At 73.3% G+C, this 13,411-nt stretch carries 13 protein-coding genes and 1 pseudogene; 7 read left to right on the top strand and 7 right to left on the bottom strand.

Annotated elements, in window-relative coordinates; genetic code table 11:
• Positions 1-68 precede the first annotated feature (68 nt).
• Together H0H10_RS16945 and H0H10_RS16940 are read left to right on the top strand one after the other, a co-directional pair.
• Complete coding sequence (locus H0H10_RS16945) at positions 69-710, top strand: IclR family transcriptional regulator (RefSeq protein WP_188181803.1); 642 nt, start codon at positions 69-71, stop codon at positions 708-710.
• Between the two features lie 125 nt (positions 711-835).
• The gene (locus H0H10_RS16940; RefSeq protein ID WP_188181802.1) at positions 836-1,627 is read left to right on the top strand and encodes a S16 family serine protease; all 792 of its coding nucleotides are present in this window, start codon (positions 836-838) and stop codon (positions 1,625-1,627) included.
• A gap of 53 nt (positions 1,628-1,680) precedes the next feature.
• Here the strand turns inward: H0H10_RS16940 and H0H10_RS16935 are convergent, their stop codons facing one another.
• Genes H0H10_RS16935 through H0H10_RS16915 form a run of 5 tightly spaced genes read right to left on the bottom strand, consistent with a single transcriptional unit; the run spans position 1,681 to position 5,908 of the window.
• A complete protein-coding gene (locus H0H10_RS16935) occupies positions 1,681-2,646 on the bottom strand; it encodes a glycine betaine ABC transporter substrate-binding protein (RefSeq protein ID WP_188181801.1) in 966 nt (321 codons plus the stop codon).
• On the bottom strand, positions 2,643-3,497 hold the full coding sequence (locus H0H10_RS16930; protein WP_188181800.1) for an ABC transporter permease: 855 nt from the start codon (positions 3,495-3,497) through the stop codon (positions 2,643-2,645). The genes H0H10_RS16935 and H0H10_RS16930 overlap by 4 nt, the downstream gene beginning before the upstream one ends.
• Complete coding sequence (locus tag H0H10_RS16925) at positions 3,494-4,756, bottom strand: betaine/proline/choline family ABC transporter ATP-binding protein (protein ID WP_188181799.1); 1,263 nt, start codon at positions 4,754-4,756, stop codon at positions 3,494-3,496. The genes H0H10_RS16930 and H0H10_RS16925 overlap by 4 nt, the downstream gene beginning before the upstream one ends.
• Positions 4,749-5,396, bottom strand: a complete 648-nt coding sequence (locus tag H0H10_RS16920) for an ABC transporter permease (protein ID WP_188181798.1) — start codon at positions 5,394-5,396, stop codon at positions 4,749-4,751. Before H0H10_RS16920 ends, H0H10_RS16925 begins: the two co-directional genes overlap by 8 nt.
• A gap of 29 nt (positions 5,397-5,425) precedes the next feature.
• Positions 5,426-5,908, bottom strand: a complete 483-nt coding sequence (locus H0H10_RS16915) for an Lrp/AsnC family transcriptional regulator (RefSeq protein ID WP_188181797.1) — start codon at positions 5,906-5,908, stop codon at positions 5,426-5,428.
• A gap of 123 nt (positions 5,909-6,031) precedes the next feature.
• On the opposite strand from H0H10_RS16915, the gene hppD reads away from it, so the two are divergent.
• Complete coding sequence (gene hppD, locus H0H10_RS16910; protein ID WP_188181796.1) at positions 6,032-7,177, top strand: 4-hydroxyphenylpyruvate dioxygenase; 1,146 nt, start codon at positions 6,032-6,034, stop codon at positions 7,175-7,177.
• Between the two features lie 18 nt (positions 7,178-7,195).
• Here the strand turns inward: hppD and H0H10_RS16905 are convergent, their stop codons facing one another.
• Entirely contained in the window at positions 7,196-8,641 is a 1,446-nt protein-coding gene (locus tag H0H10_RS16905) for a tetratricopeptide repeat protein (protein ID WP_188181795.1), read from the bottom strand.
• Positions 8,642-8,733: 92 nt separating this feature from the next.
• Here H0H10_RS16905 and H0H10_RS16900 point away from each other — a divergent pair, with 92 nt between their 5' ends.
• On the top strand, positions 8,734-10,149 hold the full coding sequence (locus tag H0H10_RS16900; protein ID WP_188181794.1) for an FAD-binding oxidoreductase: 1,416 nt from the start codon (positions 8,734-8,736) through the stop codon (positions 10,147-10,149).
• Between the two features lie 13 nt (positions 10,150-10,162).
• Here the strand turns inward: H0H10_RS16900 and H0H10_RS16895 are convergent, their stop codons facing one another.
• Positions 10,163-10,576 (bottom strand): SsgA family sporulation/cell division regulator, encoded by a 414-nt coding sequence (locus tag H0H10_RS16895; protein ID WP_188181793.1) that lies wholly within the window; start codon positions 10,574-10,576, stop codon positions 10,163-10,165.
• Between H0H10_RS16895 and H0H10_RS41500 the strand changes: the two are divergent.
• The 3 genes and pseudogenes from H0H10_RS41500 to H0H10_RS16885 form a co-directional block, all read left to right on the top strand.
• Positions 10,575-10,919 (top strand): annotated as a pseudogene (locus tag H0H10_RS41500) (hypothetical protein); the annotation flags it as partial. The gene H0H10_RS16895 and the pseudogene H0H10_RS41500 sit on opposite strands and share 2 nt — an antisense overlap.
• Positions 10,920-10,931: 12 nt before the next feature.
• Complete coding sequence (locus H0H10_RS16890; protein WP_444875693.1) at positions 10,932-12,650, top strand: RDD family protein; 1,719 nt, start codon at positions 10,932-10,934, stop codon at positions 12,648-12,650.
• Between the two features lie 86 nt (positions 12,651-12,736).
• On the top strand, positions 12,737-13,402 hold the full coding sequence (locus tag H0H10_RS16885; protein WP_188181791.1) for an RDD family protein: 666 nt from the start codon (positions 12,737-12,739) through the stop codon (positions 13,400-13,402).
• The last annotated feature ends 9 nt before the right edge of the window (positions 13,403-13,411 follow it).

Raw genomic sequence — 13,411 nt, 5'->3', positions numbered from 1 at the left:
ACTGACGGGACTCGGTGACGCACCCGCCGCGAGGAGGCCGCCGACCTCACCACTAAGGAGTGGGCGTCGTGACCGCGGAGACCTCTCAGACGCTCGACCGGGGACTGCGCGTCCTCAAACTGCTGGCCGATACGGACCACGGGCTGACCGTCACCGAGCTATCCCACAAACTGGGTGTGAACCGGACCGTCGTGTACCGGTTGCTCGCCACCCTCGAACAGCACGCACTCGTACGCCGTGACCTGGGCGGCCGCGCCCGCGTCGGACTCGGGGTGCTGGGCCTGGGCCGCCAGGTGCACCCGCTGGTCCGCGAGGCGGCGATGCCCGCCCTGCGATCGCTGGCCGAGGACATCGGGGCGACGGCCCACCTGACGCTGGTGGACGGCGCGGAGGCGCTGGCCGTGGCCGTGGTCGAGCCGACGTGGACCGACTACCACGTGGCCTACCGGGCGGGGTTCCGCCATCCGCTGGACCGGGGGGCCGCGGGCAAGGCCATCCTCTCCGCCCGCATGCAGCCCTCCGCCGAGCCGGGCTACACCCTCACCCACAGCGAACTGGAGGCCGGGGCCAGCGGGGCCGCGGCACCGCTGCTCGGGGTGACCGGCGTCGAGGGCAGCGTCGGCGTGGTGATGCTGGCCGATGTGGTGCCCGAGCGGGTGGGGGCGCGGGTGATGGAGGCGGCCCGGGAGGTGGCGGAGGCGCTGCGGTGACGGCGCTCGCGCCGCTGCCGTTGCCGGTGCCGCCGTCGCCGGTGCCGTGGAGGACGGTCGCCGGGGAGGACGGGCGCCAGGGGAGGCACGGCGGCCCCGCGGCCGGGTCGCGTTAGATTGATCCCGTGCTCTCTCGCCTCACACGCCCCCAAGCCCTGGCCGTCTGCGCCCTGCCCGTCGTGGGTCTGCTCGCCACCACGGTCTTCGCGCCGCTGCCGTTCTCCGTGGCGCAGCCCGGCAGCACGGCGAACGTGCTCGGGGAGCACCGGGGCACCCCGGTGATCACGATCTCGGGAGCGCCGACCCGCAGGACCGAGGGCCAACTGCGGATGACGACGATCGTGGCGACCGGCCCGGACGCGCACGTCTCGCTGGGCGACGTGCTCGGCAACTGGTTCGACAGCGAACGGGCGGTCATGCCGCGGGACGCGGTCTACCCGAGCGGTGACGACGTCAAGGAGATCGAGGAGCACAACAAGGAGCAGATGGAGGAGTCCCAGGACGCGGCGACCACGGCCGCCCTGGACCACCTGGGTCTCAGCGAGGCGGACGTCGACGTGAAGCTGCGCCTCGCCGACATCGGCGGGCCGAGCGCCGGGCTGCTGTTCGCCCTCGGGATCATCGACAAGCTGGAGGGCGACGGCAGCGGTGGCGACCTCACCGGTGGCCGGATCATCGCCGGCACCGGCACCATCTCCACCGGCGGCAAGGTCGGCGCGGTCGGCGGTGTGCCGCTGAAGACGCAGGCCGCCCGGCGGGACGGGGCGACGGTCTTCCTGGTGCCGAAGGCCGAGTGCTCCGACGCGCAGGCGGAACTGCCGAAGGGCCTCAGGCTCATCCCGGTCACCACCCTGGAGGGCGCGGTCGACTCACTCCGGGCCCTGGAGACCGGCAAGGGCGAGGTCCCGAGCTGCTGAAGCCACGGCCGGCGGCCGCCACAGCCGGGCCCTGACGGAACCCGGCCCCGGCGTCACCTCTCCTTGACGAACCCCTTCTCCACCATCCAGTCCAGCGCCACCTGGTGCGGATCCTCCCCGTCGACGTCGACCCGCGCGTTCAGGTCCCGCGCCACGGTGTTGTCCAGCGCCTCGGTGACGGGCGCGAGGACGGAGGCGATCGCCGGCCACTTCTCCAGGGTGTCCGTCCTGATCATGGGCGCCGCGTTGTAGTTCGGGAAGAACTTCGCGTCGTCCTCCATCACCACCAGGTCCATCGACTTGATCCGCCCGTCGGTGGTGAACACCTCGCCGTAGGTGCAGGCGCCCTTCGCCGTCTGCGTGTAGATGATCCCGGTGTCCATCTGCGTGATGTTCCCCGCCGGCAGGTCCATCCCGTACGCCTTCTGCATGCCCGGCAGCCCGTCCGCGCGGTTGGCGAACTCGCCCTCGACGCAGAGCGTGACCGCGCCCGGGTCGGTCCTGGCCAGCTCGGCGACCTCGGACAGGGTCTTCGTGCGGTACTTCTCGAAGTTCGCCCGGTTCATGGCCAGGGCGTAGGTGTTGTTCAGCGTCGACGGCGGCAGCCACGTCAGCCCTTTCTTCAGGTCGGCGTCGTGCACCGCCTGCCACTGCTGCCGCGGGTCGGGGATGGGCCTGCTGTTGCCCAGGTACGTGATCCAGGCGGTGCCCGTGTACTCGTACGTGGCGTCGGCGTCGCCGTTCTCGATGGCCGCGCGGGTGCCGACGGAGCCCTGGATGCCGGTGCGGTCGAGGACCTCGGCGCCGGCCGCCTCGAAGGCGATGCCCATGATCGCGCCGAGGATCAGCTGCTCGGTGAACTCCTTGGAGACGACCGTGAGATCTGCGCCCTCCAGCGGCCTTCCCCGGCCGACCGTGCCGGGCTCCACGACGTCCGCCATGGGGGAGCCGCTGGTCAGGCCGCAGCCCGAGGCCGCGACCAGCGCCGCCGCCAGCAGCAGGCGGACGGGCGCCCTCATGCGCCCGCCTCCAGGCCCCGCGGGCGCAGCAGCACCTCGGCGAGCGAGGCCAGCCAGTCCACCAGCAGGGCGAGGGCGACCGTGAGGATCGAGCCGAGCAGCAGCACCGGCATCCGCTGGCTGGTGATGCCGGTGGTGATCAGCACGCCCAGGCCGCCGCCCCCGCCGAAGGTCGCCAGGGTCGCCGTACCGACGTTCAGGACGAGGGCCGTGCGCACCCCGGCCAGGATCAGGGGGACGGCCAGGGGGAGTTCCACGCGGGTGAGCACGCCGAGCGGGGACATGCCGATGCCGCGGGCCGCCTCCAGCAGCGTCGGGTCGTTCGCCTTCAGTCCGGCGATGGTGTTGGAGAGGACCGGCAGGACGGCGTAGGCGATGATGCCGATCAGGGCGGCCCTGCGGCCGATGCCCAGCCAGATCACCAGCAGCGCCAGCAGACCGATCGCCGGGGTCGCCTGGCCGATGTTGGCGAGGGCCATCGCCACCGGCGTGGCCTTCCGGAACGCCCCGCGGGTGAGCAGGACGCCCAGCGGGATGGCGATGACCAGTACGAAGAAGGTGGAGATCACCGTCAGCTGGACGTGCTGCCACAGGGCCTTGGTGACCTGGCCGCCCGACAGCGCGTTCTCGCTGAGCGCGTCCAGGTCGGCCTGCCGGAACCACAGCCAGGTCGCCAGCAGCAGCGCCGTGATCAGCGCGGGCATGATGGTCAGCTTCTGCCAGGTCACCCGCCGCCCGGGCGCCGCCGCGGAGGGCGGGCGGAGCTCGTCCTCGGCTTCTCCGTCGTCCCGGTGGGCGAGTCCCCTGACCTCGTGCTCGCCTTCGGGCCTGAGGTGGGGGGAGGTGCTCACGCCTTCTCCGCCTCCCCTCCGGAGCCGTCCGGGCCCTCCTGCCCGGAGTGCGCCCGCGCGGAGCCCGCCTCCTCCGTGTCGTGCTGGTGCTCCAGCGCGTCGAGCCGGTCGGCCTCCAGCAGCTCGTGCACGGAGTTCATCAGCGTCTCCATGTCGACGACGCCCTCGTACCGGCCGCGCCGGCCGGTGACCGCGACCCGTCCCGCGTTGTCCGTCAGCACCGCCTCCAGCGCGTCCCGCAGGGTGGCGTCCCGGGACACGGTGTAGTGCACCGGGGTCCCCGCACGCGCGAGCGATCCCTTGGCCCGCATCAGATCGCCGCGCCTGAGCCACTTGTAGGGCCGCCCCTGCTTGTCCACCAGCAGGATCTCGTTGCCGCCGCTCGCCCGCAGCCGGTCGAGGACGTGCTGGAGCGGGTCGTCCACGGTCACCGTCGGCCAGTCGCTGATCCCCACGTCCCGTACGCGGGTCAGGTTCAGCCGCTTCAGCGCCGCCCCGGCGCCGACGAAACCGGAGACGAAGTCGTCCGCCGGGTTGGTGAGGATGGCCTCCGGGGTGTCGAACTGCGCGATGTGCGAGCGTTCGCGCAGCACCGCGATCCGGTCGCCGAGCTTGATCGCCTCGTCGAAGTCGTGGGTGACGAAGACGATCGTCTTGTGCAGCTCGTGCTGCAGCCGGATCAGCTCGTCCTGGAGGTGGTCCCGGGTGATCGGGTCGACCGCGCCGAACGGCTCGTCCATCAGCAGCACCGGCGGATCCGCCGCCAGCGCCCGCGCCACGCCCACCCGCTGCTGCTGGCCGCCGGAGAGCTGGCGCGGATAGCGGCCGCGGAACTCCCCGGGGTCCAGGCCCACCAGGTCGAGCATCTCCTCCACCCGCGACCGGATCCGGGACTTCGGCCAGCCGTTGAGCTGCGGCACCAGGGCGATGTTCTGGGCGACGGTCATGTGCGGGAACAGGCCGGAGGACTGGATGGCGTAGCCGACCTTGCGGCGCAGCTTCACCGGGTCGATGCGGGTGACGTCCTCGCCGCCGATGCGGATGCGCCCGCCGGTCGGCTCGATCAGCCGGTTGATCATCTTCAGGGTCGTGGACTTGCCGCAGCCCGAGGGACCGACGAAGACGACCGTCTCTCCCGCCCCGATCTCCATGGAGACGCCGTCGACGGCCGGCTGCGGGTTTCCCGGGTAGCGCTTGGTCAGGTTCTCCAGCTCGATCGTCGCCCCCGTCGCCGCGGAGGAGGCCGTGGTCTCAGACACGGATCCCCCTCGGGATGGTCAGCCGTCCGAGCAGGACGTACGCGGCGTCGAACAGCAGCGCCAGGACGATGATCCCGAGCGTGCCCGCGAGCACCTGGTTCAGCGCGTTCCGGCTGCCCAGCGAGGCGATCCCGCGGAAGATCTCGTTGCCCAGGCCCGGTCCGGAGGCGTAGGCGGCGATGGCGGCGATGCCCATCAGCATCTGCGTCGAGACCCGGATCCCGGTGAGGATCGGCGGCCAGGCGAGCGGCAGTTCCACCCTCAGCAGCCGGGACGCGCGCGACATGCCGATGCCCCTGGCCGCGTCCACGAGCGCCGGGTCGACCCCGCGCAGCCCGACGATCGCGTTGCGCACGACGGGCAGCAGCCCGTACAGGGTCAGCGCGGTCACCGTGGGCGGCACCCCCAGCCCCACGACCGGGATGAGCAGACCGATCATGGCCAGCGACGGGATGGTGAGGACGGTGGAGGTGGTGACGGTCGCCAGGTTCCCGGCCCACTCGCTGCGGTAGGTGGCGACCCCGATCAGCACCCCGAGGACGGTCGCCACGACCATGCACTGGAACACGGCACTCGCGTGCTGGTAGGCGTCCGTGAGCAGCTGCTGGTGACGGCTGCCCACGAACTCCCAGAAGTTCACCGCCGCTCACCTCCGGGCTCGGGCCGGTCTCACTCGCGTCCGTCGCGGTCCCGGGCCGCCTGTTCCACCAGCGGGATGATCCGCAGCGGAACGGGGTTCTCCATGACGATCGCCGTGGCGGCCCGCACGATGCCATCAAAACCGACGACCCGGTCGATCACCCGCTGGAGATCCGCGTTCGAGCGGGCCACCAGCCGGCACAGCATGTCCCCGGTGCCGGTGGTGGTGTGCAGCTCCAGCACCTCCGGGACCGTCGCCAAGTGGGCCCGTACGTCGGCTCCTTGGCCCTGCCGGATCTGGAGCGTCGCGAAGGCCGTGACGGGGTAGCCGAGCGCCGCCGGATCGACCTCCGGGCCGAATCCGCGGATGACTCCGTTCGACTGAAGCCGGTCCAGGCGCGCCTGCACGGTCCCGCGCGCCACGCCCAGCCGCCGGGACATCTCCAGCACCCCGATCCGCGGCTCCCGCGCCAGCAGCACGATGATCCGCTCGTCCAGATGATCGATCGCCACGGCCGCCCTCCTGGCTGGTCATCCTGTACAGATCGCCCGCCCCCGCTGGCGTCTCACTGGGCAAACTGCCCAGTGAAACCGCAAACTATTGCGCACCTTGCGGGCACGGGAGACCCTGCGGCTATGACGCAGACCACACACCACACTCCCGACACCGCCCGGCAGGCCGACCCCTTCCCGGTCAAGGGAATGGACGCGGTCGTCTTCGCCGTGGGCAACGCCAAGCAGGCGGCGCACTACTACTCCACCGCGTTCGGCATGCAGCTGGTCGCCTACTCCGGACCGGAGAACGGCAGCCGGGAGACCGCTTCCTACGTCCTGGAGAACGGCTCCGCCCGATTCGTCTTCACCTCGGTGATCAAGCCGTCCACCGACTGGGGCCGCTTCCTCGCCCGGCACGTCGCCGAGCACGGCGACGGCGTCATCGACCTCGCCATCGAGGTCCCGGACGCGCGGGCCGCCTACGCCTACGCCGTCGAGCACGGCGCCCGTCCGGTCGCCGAGCCGTACGAGATGAAGGACGAGCACGGCACGGTCGTCCTCGCCGCGATCGCCACCTACGGCGAGACCCGCCACACCCTGGTGGAGCGCACCGGCTACGACGGCCCCTACCTGCCCGGTTACGCGGCCGCCGCCCCGATGGTCGAACCGCCCGCCCAGCGCACCTTCCAGGCCGTCGACCACTGCGTCGGCAACGTCGAACTCGGCCGCATGAACGAGTGGGTCGGCTTCTACAACAAGGTCATGGGCTTCACGAACATGAAGGAGTTCGTGGGCGACGACATCGCCACCGAGTACAGCGCGCTGATGTCCAAGGTCGTCGCCGACGGCACGCTCAAGGTCAAGTTCCCCATCAACGAGCCCGCCGTCGCGAAGAAGAAGTCCCAGATCGACGAGTACCTGGAGTTCTACGGCGGCGCCGGCGTCCAGCACATCGCGCTCAACACCAACGACATCGTGCAGACCGTACGCACGATGAAGGCGGCCGGCGTCCAGTTCCTGGACACGCCCGACTCCTACTACGACACCCTCGGCGAGTGGGTCGGCGACACCCGCGTGCCCGTCGAGACCCTGCGCGAGCTGAAGATCCTCGCCGACCGCGACGAGGACGGCTATCTGCTGCAGATCTTCACCAAGCCGGTCCAGGACCGCCCGACCGTCTTCTTCGAGATCATCGAACGGCACGGCTCCATGGGCTTCGGCAAGGGCAACTTCAAGGCCCTGTTCGAGGCGATCGAGCGGGAGCAGGCCAAGCGGGGCAACCTCTGACACCTGCCCCGGTCGCCCCTACGGCAGCGGCGGGCCCTGTTCCGAGGGCTCGCCCAGCTCCGCCAGCGCCCGCCGCGCCACCGGCGCCAGCAGCGGCGAGAAGTACGGGTTGAGCTGCAGCGCCTCCGTCAGGCGCCGCCAGGCGCGCCCGTCATGCCCCAGCGCCCGCTCGATCATGCCCCGGTGGAAGGCGTACAGCGCGCTGCGCACCCCGCCCCCGTACGTGGCGTCGGTCGCGATCTCCGCGTACTCCAGCGCCTCCCCGTGCTCCCCGGCCCGGTGCAGCGCCCAGCCCAGCGCGTCGGCCACCGCGGTCGCCGGCTGGCGCTCCCACTCGGCCCGCAGCCGCCGCACCGCGGACCACGGGTCCCCGTGGTCCGCCTCGAACCGGCCCAGCACCAGTTCCTCGTCCGCCCCGCCGGCCTCGGCCCTGCGCACCTGCTCCCGCAGCAGCTCGTACTGCGCCCGCGCCTCCCGGCCGAGGTCCAGCGACTCGTACAGCTCGCCGAGCTCCAGTGCGTACTCGGGCCGCGGCGACCCGGCGAGCGCCGCCCGGTAGGCGTCCACCGCCTCATCCGTCCGGCCCAGCGCAGCCAGTGTCCGCCCCAGCCCGGCCTGCGCGGCGCGCTGGCCGGGATCGGCGAGCAGCGCCTCCCGGAAGCTGCGCAGCGCCCCGTCCCGGTCCCCGCGCTCGAAGGCCAGTCGGCCGGCCTGCTCCAGATACGCGGCCCGCTCCGCCGGCGCCCCGGCCTCCGCCACCGCGTCCGAGATCTGCGCGGCGGCGTCCTCCCGCCAGCCCAGGTCCCGGTAGACGGCCGCGGCCCGGGCCCGCACGGCCGGGGTGCCCGGACGCAGCTCCAGCAGCCTGTCCAGGGCCCGGCCCACGGCCTCGCGGTCACCGAGCCCGGTGTACGCGTCGACCAGCACCGCGTGCGTCGTCCACCGCTTCGGCGCCGCCTCGCGCGCGCTCTCCCCCCACCGCTTCGCCGCGGCGAAGTCCCGCCGCGCGACCGCCAGCGCCGCCAGCCCCTCCAGCGCCGGGGCGTTCCCCGGACTGCCCACCTTCAGCGACGTGCGCAGCGCCTTCTCGGCCTTCGGGTAGTACGCGGCGTCGGCCGTCTGCCGGCCACGCTCCACGTAGGCGCTCCCCAGCAGCGCCCACGACGGGGCGTCCCGCGGATGTCCCCGCAGGTGCGCCTCCCGTTCGCCGATCAGCGCCACCAGGTCGGGCAGCGCGGCCGGCACCCCGGCGGTGACCGGGCCCCGCTTGTGCGCCTTGGGCCCCGGCGCGGGCCGCGGGGGAGCCGGAGCCGCAGCCGGGGCCTCCGCCCGCTCCCGGGGCAGCAGCACCAGTACCCCGCCGAGGACGGCGCACCCGGCGGCCGAGGCGATCAGGACCCGGCGACGGCGGCGGGCGCGCCGTTTCCGCGGGCTCTCCGGGGCGCTCGACGTGTCAGTCTCCATGGCGCTTACTGTGCGTCAATATGATGAGCACACCCGGGCAGGTGAAGGGTGCCGTCCACGGGGTTCACACCGATGGCCCCGGGTGCGACGCTGTGATCATGAGCCGTATCGAAGCGCCTCGCGACGAAGACACCGCGGCGACCGGCGACCTCGTCGGCCGGCTGCTCGACGGCCTGCCCGCCGAGGCCGTCCTCACCGACCCCGACGTCACGGCCTCCTACGCCAACGACATGGCGAGCTTCTGCCCGGCCGGCGCCCCCGCGGTGGTCGTCCTGCCGCGCACCGTGGAAGAGGTCCAGCACGTCATGCGCACCGCCACCGCGCTGCGCGTGCCGGTCGTCCCGCAGGGCGCCCGCACCGGCCTGTCCGGCGCGGCCAACGCCTCCGACGGCTGCATCGTGCTGTCCCTGACCAAGATGGACCGCATCCTGGAGATCAACCCGGTCGACCGCGTCGCCGTCGTCGAACCGGGCGTCGTCAACGCCACGCTCTCCCGCGCGGTGGGCGAGCACGGCCTCTACTACCCTCCCGACCCCTCCAGCTGGGAGATGTGCACCATCGGCGGCAACATCGGCACCGCCTCCGGCGGCCTGTGCTGCGTGAAGTACGGGGTGACGGCCGAGTACGTCCTCGGCCTGGACGTCGTCCTGGCCGACGGCCGCCTGATGACCACCGGCCGCCGCACCGCCAAGGGCGTCGCCGGGTACGACCTCACCCGCCTGTTCGTCGGCTCCGAGGGCTCCCTCGGCATCGTCGTACGGGCCGTCCTGGCCCTGCGCCCCAAGCCGCCCGAGCAGCTGGTGCTGGCCGCCGAGTTCTCCTCCGCGGCCGCCGCCTGCGACGCCGTGTGCCGGATCATGGAGGGCGGACACGTGCCGTCCCTCCTCGAACTGATGGACCGTACGACCGTCAAGGCGGTCAACGACCTCGCCCACATGGGCCTGCCGGAGACCACCGAGGCCCTCCTGCTCGCCGCCTTCGACACCACCGACCCGGCCGCCGACCTCGCCGCCGTCGGCGCGCTGTGCGAGGCCGCCGGCGCCACCCAGGTCGTCCCCGCCGACGACGCGGCCGAGTCCGAACTGCTCCTCCAGGCCCGGCGCCTGTCGCTCACCGCGCTCGAAGCAGTCAAGGGCACCACGATGATCGATGACGTCTGCGTGCCCCGCTCGCGGCTCGGCGACATGCTGGAGGGAATCGAGCGCATCGCCGAGAAGTACCGCCTCACCATCGGGGTCTGCGCGCACGCGGGCGACGGCAACACCCACCCCACGGTCTGCTTCGACGCCTCGGACCCCGACGAGTCCCGGCGCGCCCGCGAGTCCTTCGACGAGATCATGGGCCTCGGCCTGGAACTGGGCGGCACGATCACGGGCGAGCATGGCGTGGGCGTGCTGAAGAAGGAGTGGCTGGCACGCGAGATCGGGCCCGTGGGCCTGGAGATGCAGCGGGCCGTCAAACAGGTCTTCGACCCGCTCGGCATCCTCAACCCGGGCAAGCTGTTCTGACCCGCCCCGCGCCTCACCGGGCGAGCAGCTCGGCCAGCCCGTCGTCAAGGCCCAGCTGCTCGCCCTCCGTCCCCGGCGGGACCGCCCGCAGGGTCCGCTCCAGCCACGCCGAGACCTGCGCCGCCGGCGCCTGGAGCAGGGCGTCCCCGTCGGGGCTGCTCAGCGCCACCAGTACGACGCTGCGCCCGTCCGCCTTCGACGGCCACACCCGCACGTCGCCGTGCCCGCACGGCCGGAACACCCCCTCCACCAGCAGGTCTCGGCCGAACGTCCAGTGCACGGGGTGCAGGGAGTCGATGTGGAAGGTGATGTGGACGGCGTAGGGGTCGTCGGTGAAGTAGCCGAGACGGGCCGGGACGGGAACGCTGTGCCCGGGCGACAGGATGAACTCCAGCTCCAGCTCGCGCTCGACGACGGTGTGACGCATGGCGTGTGTCCTCTCTCGTACGGATCCGCACGGGCCGCCCGCAGCGGGCCCGCACGTGGTGAGAGCGGCTGGAGCCGGAGGCATTACGCGGGTTCGCGGAACTTTTTTCTCCGCCTCCCGGGGTGTGAAGGTCCGCGCACGGCGTTGCCCGGAAAGGGGCGGGTACGGCGGGACCGGCGGTACCGGTTGCGCCCGTCTGATAGATGTGGAGGCCCCCATACGACCCCCGAGCAGATACGGGACGACGGACATGAGCGCCCCAACTCCGGCCCCCGGTGACGACAGGCCCCGCGAAGGGTATTACCCGGACCCGTCCATTCCTGGATATGTCCGGTACTGGAACGGTGCCTCCTGGGTGCCGGGCACCAGCCGTCCGGCGCCCAAGGACGGAGAGCCGCTCGCTCCGCCCCCGGGCGTGCGTGCCGCGCCGCCCTCCGTCGAGGAGACCGGCCCGCACTTCTTCGACGAGGACCCGGTCGACGAACCCGACCCCGCCGTCCCGCCCCAGCACGGCAGCCGGCCGGAACCCGCCTCGGCCTGGGGCGCCGACCCCTCCCGCCAGTCGGGCTTCGCCGACGACGGGAACCAGCGCGTCTCCTGGCCGGCCGCGCAGGGCGCGGACCCGAGGGTCCCGCACGCCCGCGCCGCCGACGCCACGACCACCACCGACGACTCCGCCGACGCCGGTCCCGCCGCCGGCGGTTCCGCCCACACCGGTTCCGCCGGTGGCGGTTCCGCAGCCGCAGGGTCCGCCGCACGTGGGGCTGCCGATGCCGGCGGCCGTGCGGCCGGGGCCTGGCCCGAGGCCGGTGGGTCGGCCGAGGCCGGTGCCGTCGGCGGCGGTTCTTCCGCTGCAGGGGCCGCAGCCGGTGTGCCCGCCGATGCCGGCGGCCGCTCGGCCGGGGCGTGGCCCGAGGTCGGTGGGTCGGCGGACGCCGGTGCCGTCGGTGGCGGTTCTTCCGCCGCAGGGTCCGCCGCGGGTGGGGTCGCAGCCGCGGGGTCTGCCGCCGGTGGGGCTGCCGATGCCGGCGGCCGCTCGGCCGGGGCCTGGCCCGAGGCCGGTGGGTCGGCCGACGCAGCGCCCGCCGGGGGCCGTTCGGCCGGTGCCGGGGCCGGCGCAGGCCGCGCCGGGGCTTCCGCCGAGGCGGGGGACGACCCCGGCGGCACCTTCGTCTTCCGCCGTCCGACCGGCCCGTCCCGCGAGGCGCCGGCCTCCGACGACGGCACCATGACCTTCCGCGCGGTCCCCCCGCGCGCGTCCCGCCCCGGCAGCACCGACCCCACCCCGCCCGCCGCGGGCGGACCCGGCTTCGGCGCCGGCAAGGCCGCCGCCGCCCGCGCCGCCGCGGCACAGGCGGGGCCCGGCGGACAGCAGGCACCCGGGTCCCCCTCCGGCCCGGCCGTCCCCCACCAGTCGGCCGCTCCGCAGCCCGCCCCCTCCGCCCCGCTCACCAGCGGACCCGGCGGAGGCCAGTCCTCCTGGGCCCAGCAGGTGCACCGGCTGGCCGGCGCCGGCGGGGACGACCAGCCCGTCGCGCCGTGGAAGCCGCCGGTCGAGGACCCGTTCCAGGCCGCCGCCCGGCGTCAGGCGGCCGCCCGCCCCGCGGCGCTCGGCAAGCGGCTGGCGGCCCGTCTGGTCGACACCGTCGTCCTCGCGGCCGTCACCGCCGTCGCCGCCGTGCCCCTCGGCACCAAGGCCGTCGACCACGTCCAGGACAAGATCGACGCGGCCAAGCTGTCCGGCGAGACCGTCACCGTCTGGCTGCTCGACGGCACGACGGCCACGTACCTCGGCATCGTCCTGGCCGTCCTGCTGCTCTTCGGCGCCGCCTACGAGGCGCTGCCCACCGCCAAGTGGGGCCGCACCCTCGGCAAGCGGCTGCTCCGCCTGGAGGTGCGGGACATCGAGGCCCACGAGCCCCCGGGCTTCGGCGCGGCCCTGCGCCGCTGGCTCGTCTACAGCGTCCCCGGCCTCCTGGTCGTGGGCGTCGTAGGCGTCCTGTGGTGCCTGTTCGACAAGCCGTGGCACCAGTGCTGGCACGACAAGGCCGCACGGACGTTCGTCGCGGGCTGACCCTTCCGCCGTACGGGCGGGCCGGTGGTACTCCGGACGGCCGCTCGCCGGATGCGCTGCCGGAGGGTTCGCGGTCGACTCGGGCCATGAGCAGCGAACCGCCCCCCGGCTCCGGTCAGCAGCCGCCCGAAGAGGACCCGTTCAGGAAGCAGCCCCCGCCGCCCGGAGCCGGCCCGGGCGCGGGGGGCGGCGGCTCGCCGTACGACACACCGCCCCCGTACGGCGGCGGCCAGCCCCCGCCCGGCGGCCCTTACGGCGGCGGTCCCTACGGCGGCGGCCCCTACCCCACCGACCCGCTGGCCGGCATGCCCCCGCTGGCGGACAGCGGCCGGCGCACCCTGGCGCGGATCATCGACATGATCCTCGTGGGCATCGTGGTCTGGTTGCTCAGCTGGGCCTTCAACGTCCAGGAGTACGACGTGGACGGCGACCAGGTGGAGGTCGCCCGGTCCTTCGGCCAGTCCGTGATCGCCGCCGTGCTCTACATCGCGTACGACACCTTCATGACGGCCAGGACCGGGCAGACCCTCGGCAAGAAGTGGCTCGGCATGCGGGTGGCCAACCTGGACAACGGCGCGACGCCCTCCGTGCAGACCTCGCTCCTGCGCGCGGCGGTGCTGTGGATCCCGTTCGCGTTCTGCTGCGCCTGCGTGTGGACGATCATCGCGGGCGGCTGGAGTTTCTTCGACAAGCCCTACAAGCAGGGCCTGCACGACAAGGCGGCCAAGACGGTGGTGGTCAGCACTCGTTGACGGGACGGA

Origin of the sequence: Streptomyces griseicoloratus, from assembly GCF_014534645.1 — a bacterium.
GTDB classification, from domain to species: Bacteria; Actinomycetota; Actinomycetes; order Streptomycetales; family Streptomycetaceae; genus Streptomyces; species Streptomyces griseicoloratus.
The sequence above is the reverse complement of the archived record's forward strand: the minus strand, read 5'-3'. Positions and strand labels throughout refer to the sequence as shown.

Excerpts from the sequence above, each read along its gene's own strand:
- H0H10_RS16905 (WP_188181795.1), bottom strand. The coding sequence starts at position 8,641 with ATGGAGACTGACACGTCGAGCGCCCCGGAGAGCCCGCGGAAACGGCGC.
- H0H10_RS16895 (WP_188181793.1), bottom strand. The coding sequence starts at position 10,576 with ATGCGTCACACCGTCGTCGAGCGCGAGCTGGAGCTGGAGTTCATCCTG.
- H0H10_RS16885 (WP_188181791.1), top strand. The coding sequence starts at position 12,737 with ATGAGCAGCGAACCGCCCCCCGGCTCCGGTCAGCAGCCGCCCGAAGAG.
- hppD (WP_188181796.1), top strand. The coding sequence starts at position 6,032 with ATGACGCAGACCACACACCACACTCCCGACACCGCCCGGCAGGCCGAC.
- H0H10_RS16935 (WP_188181801.1), bottom strand. The coding sequence starts at position 2,646 with ATGAGGGCGCCCGTCCGCCTGCTGCTGGCGGCGGCGCTGGTCGCGGCC.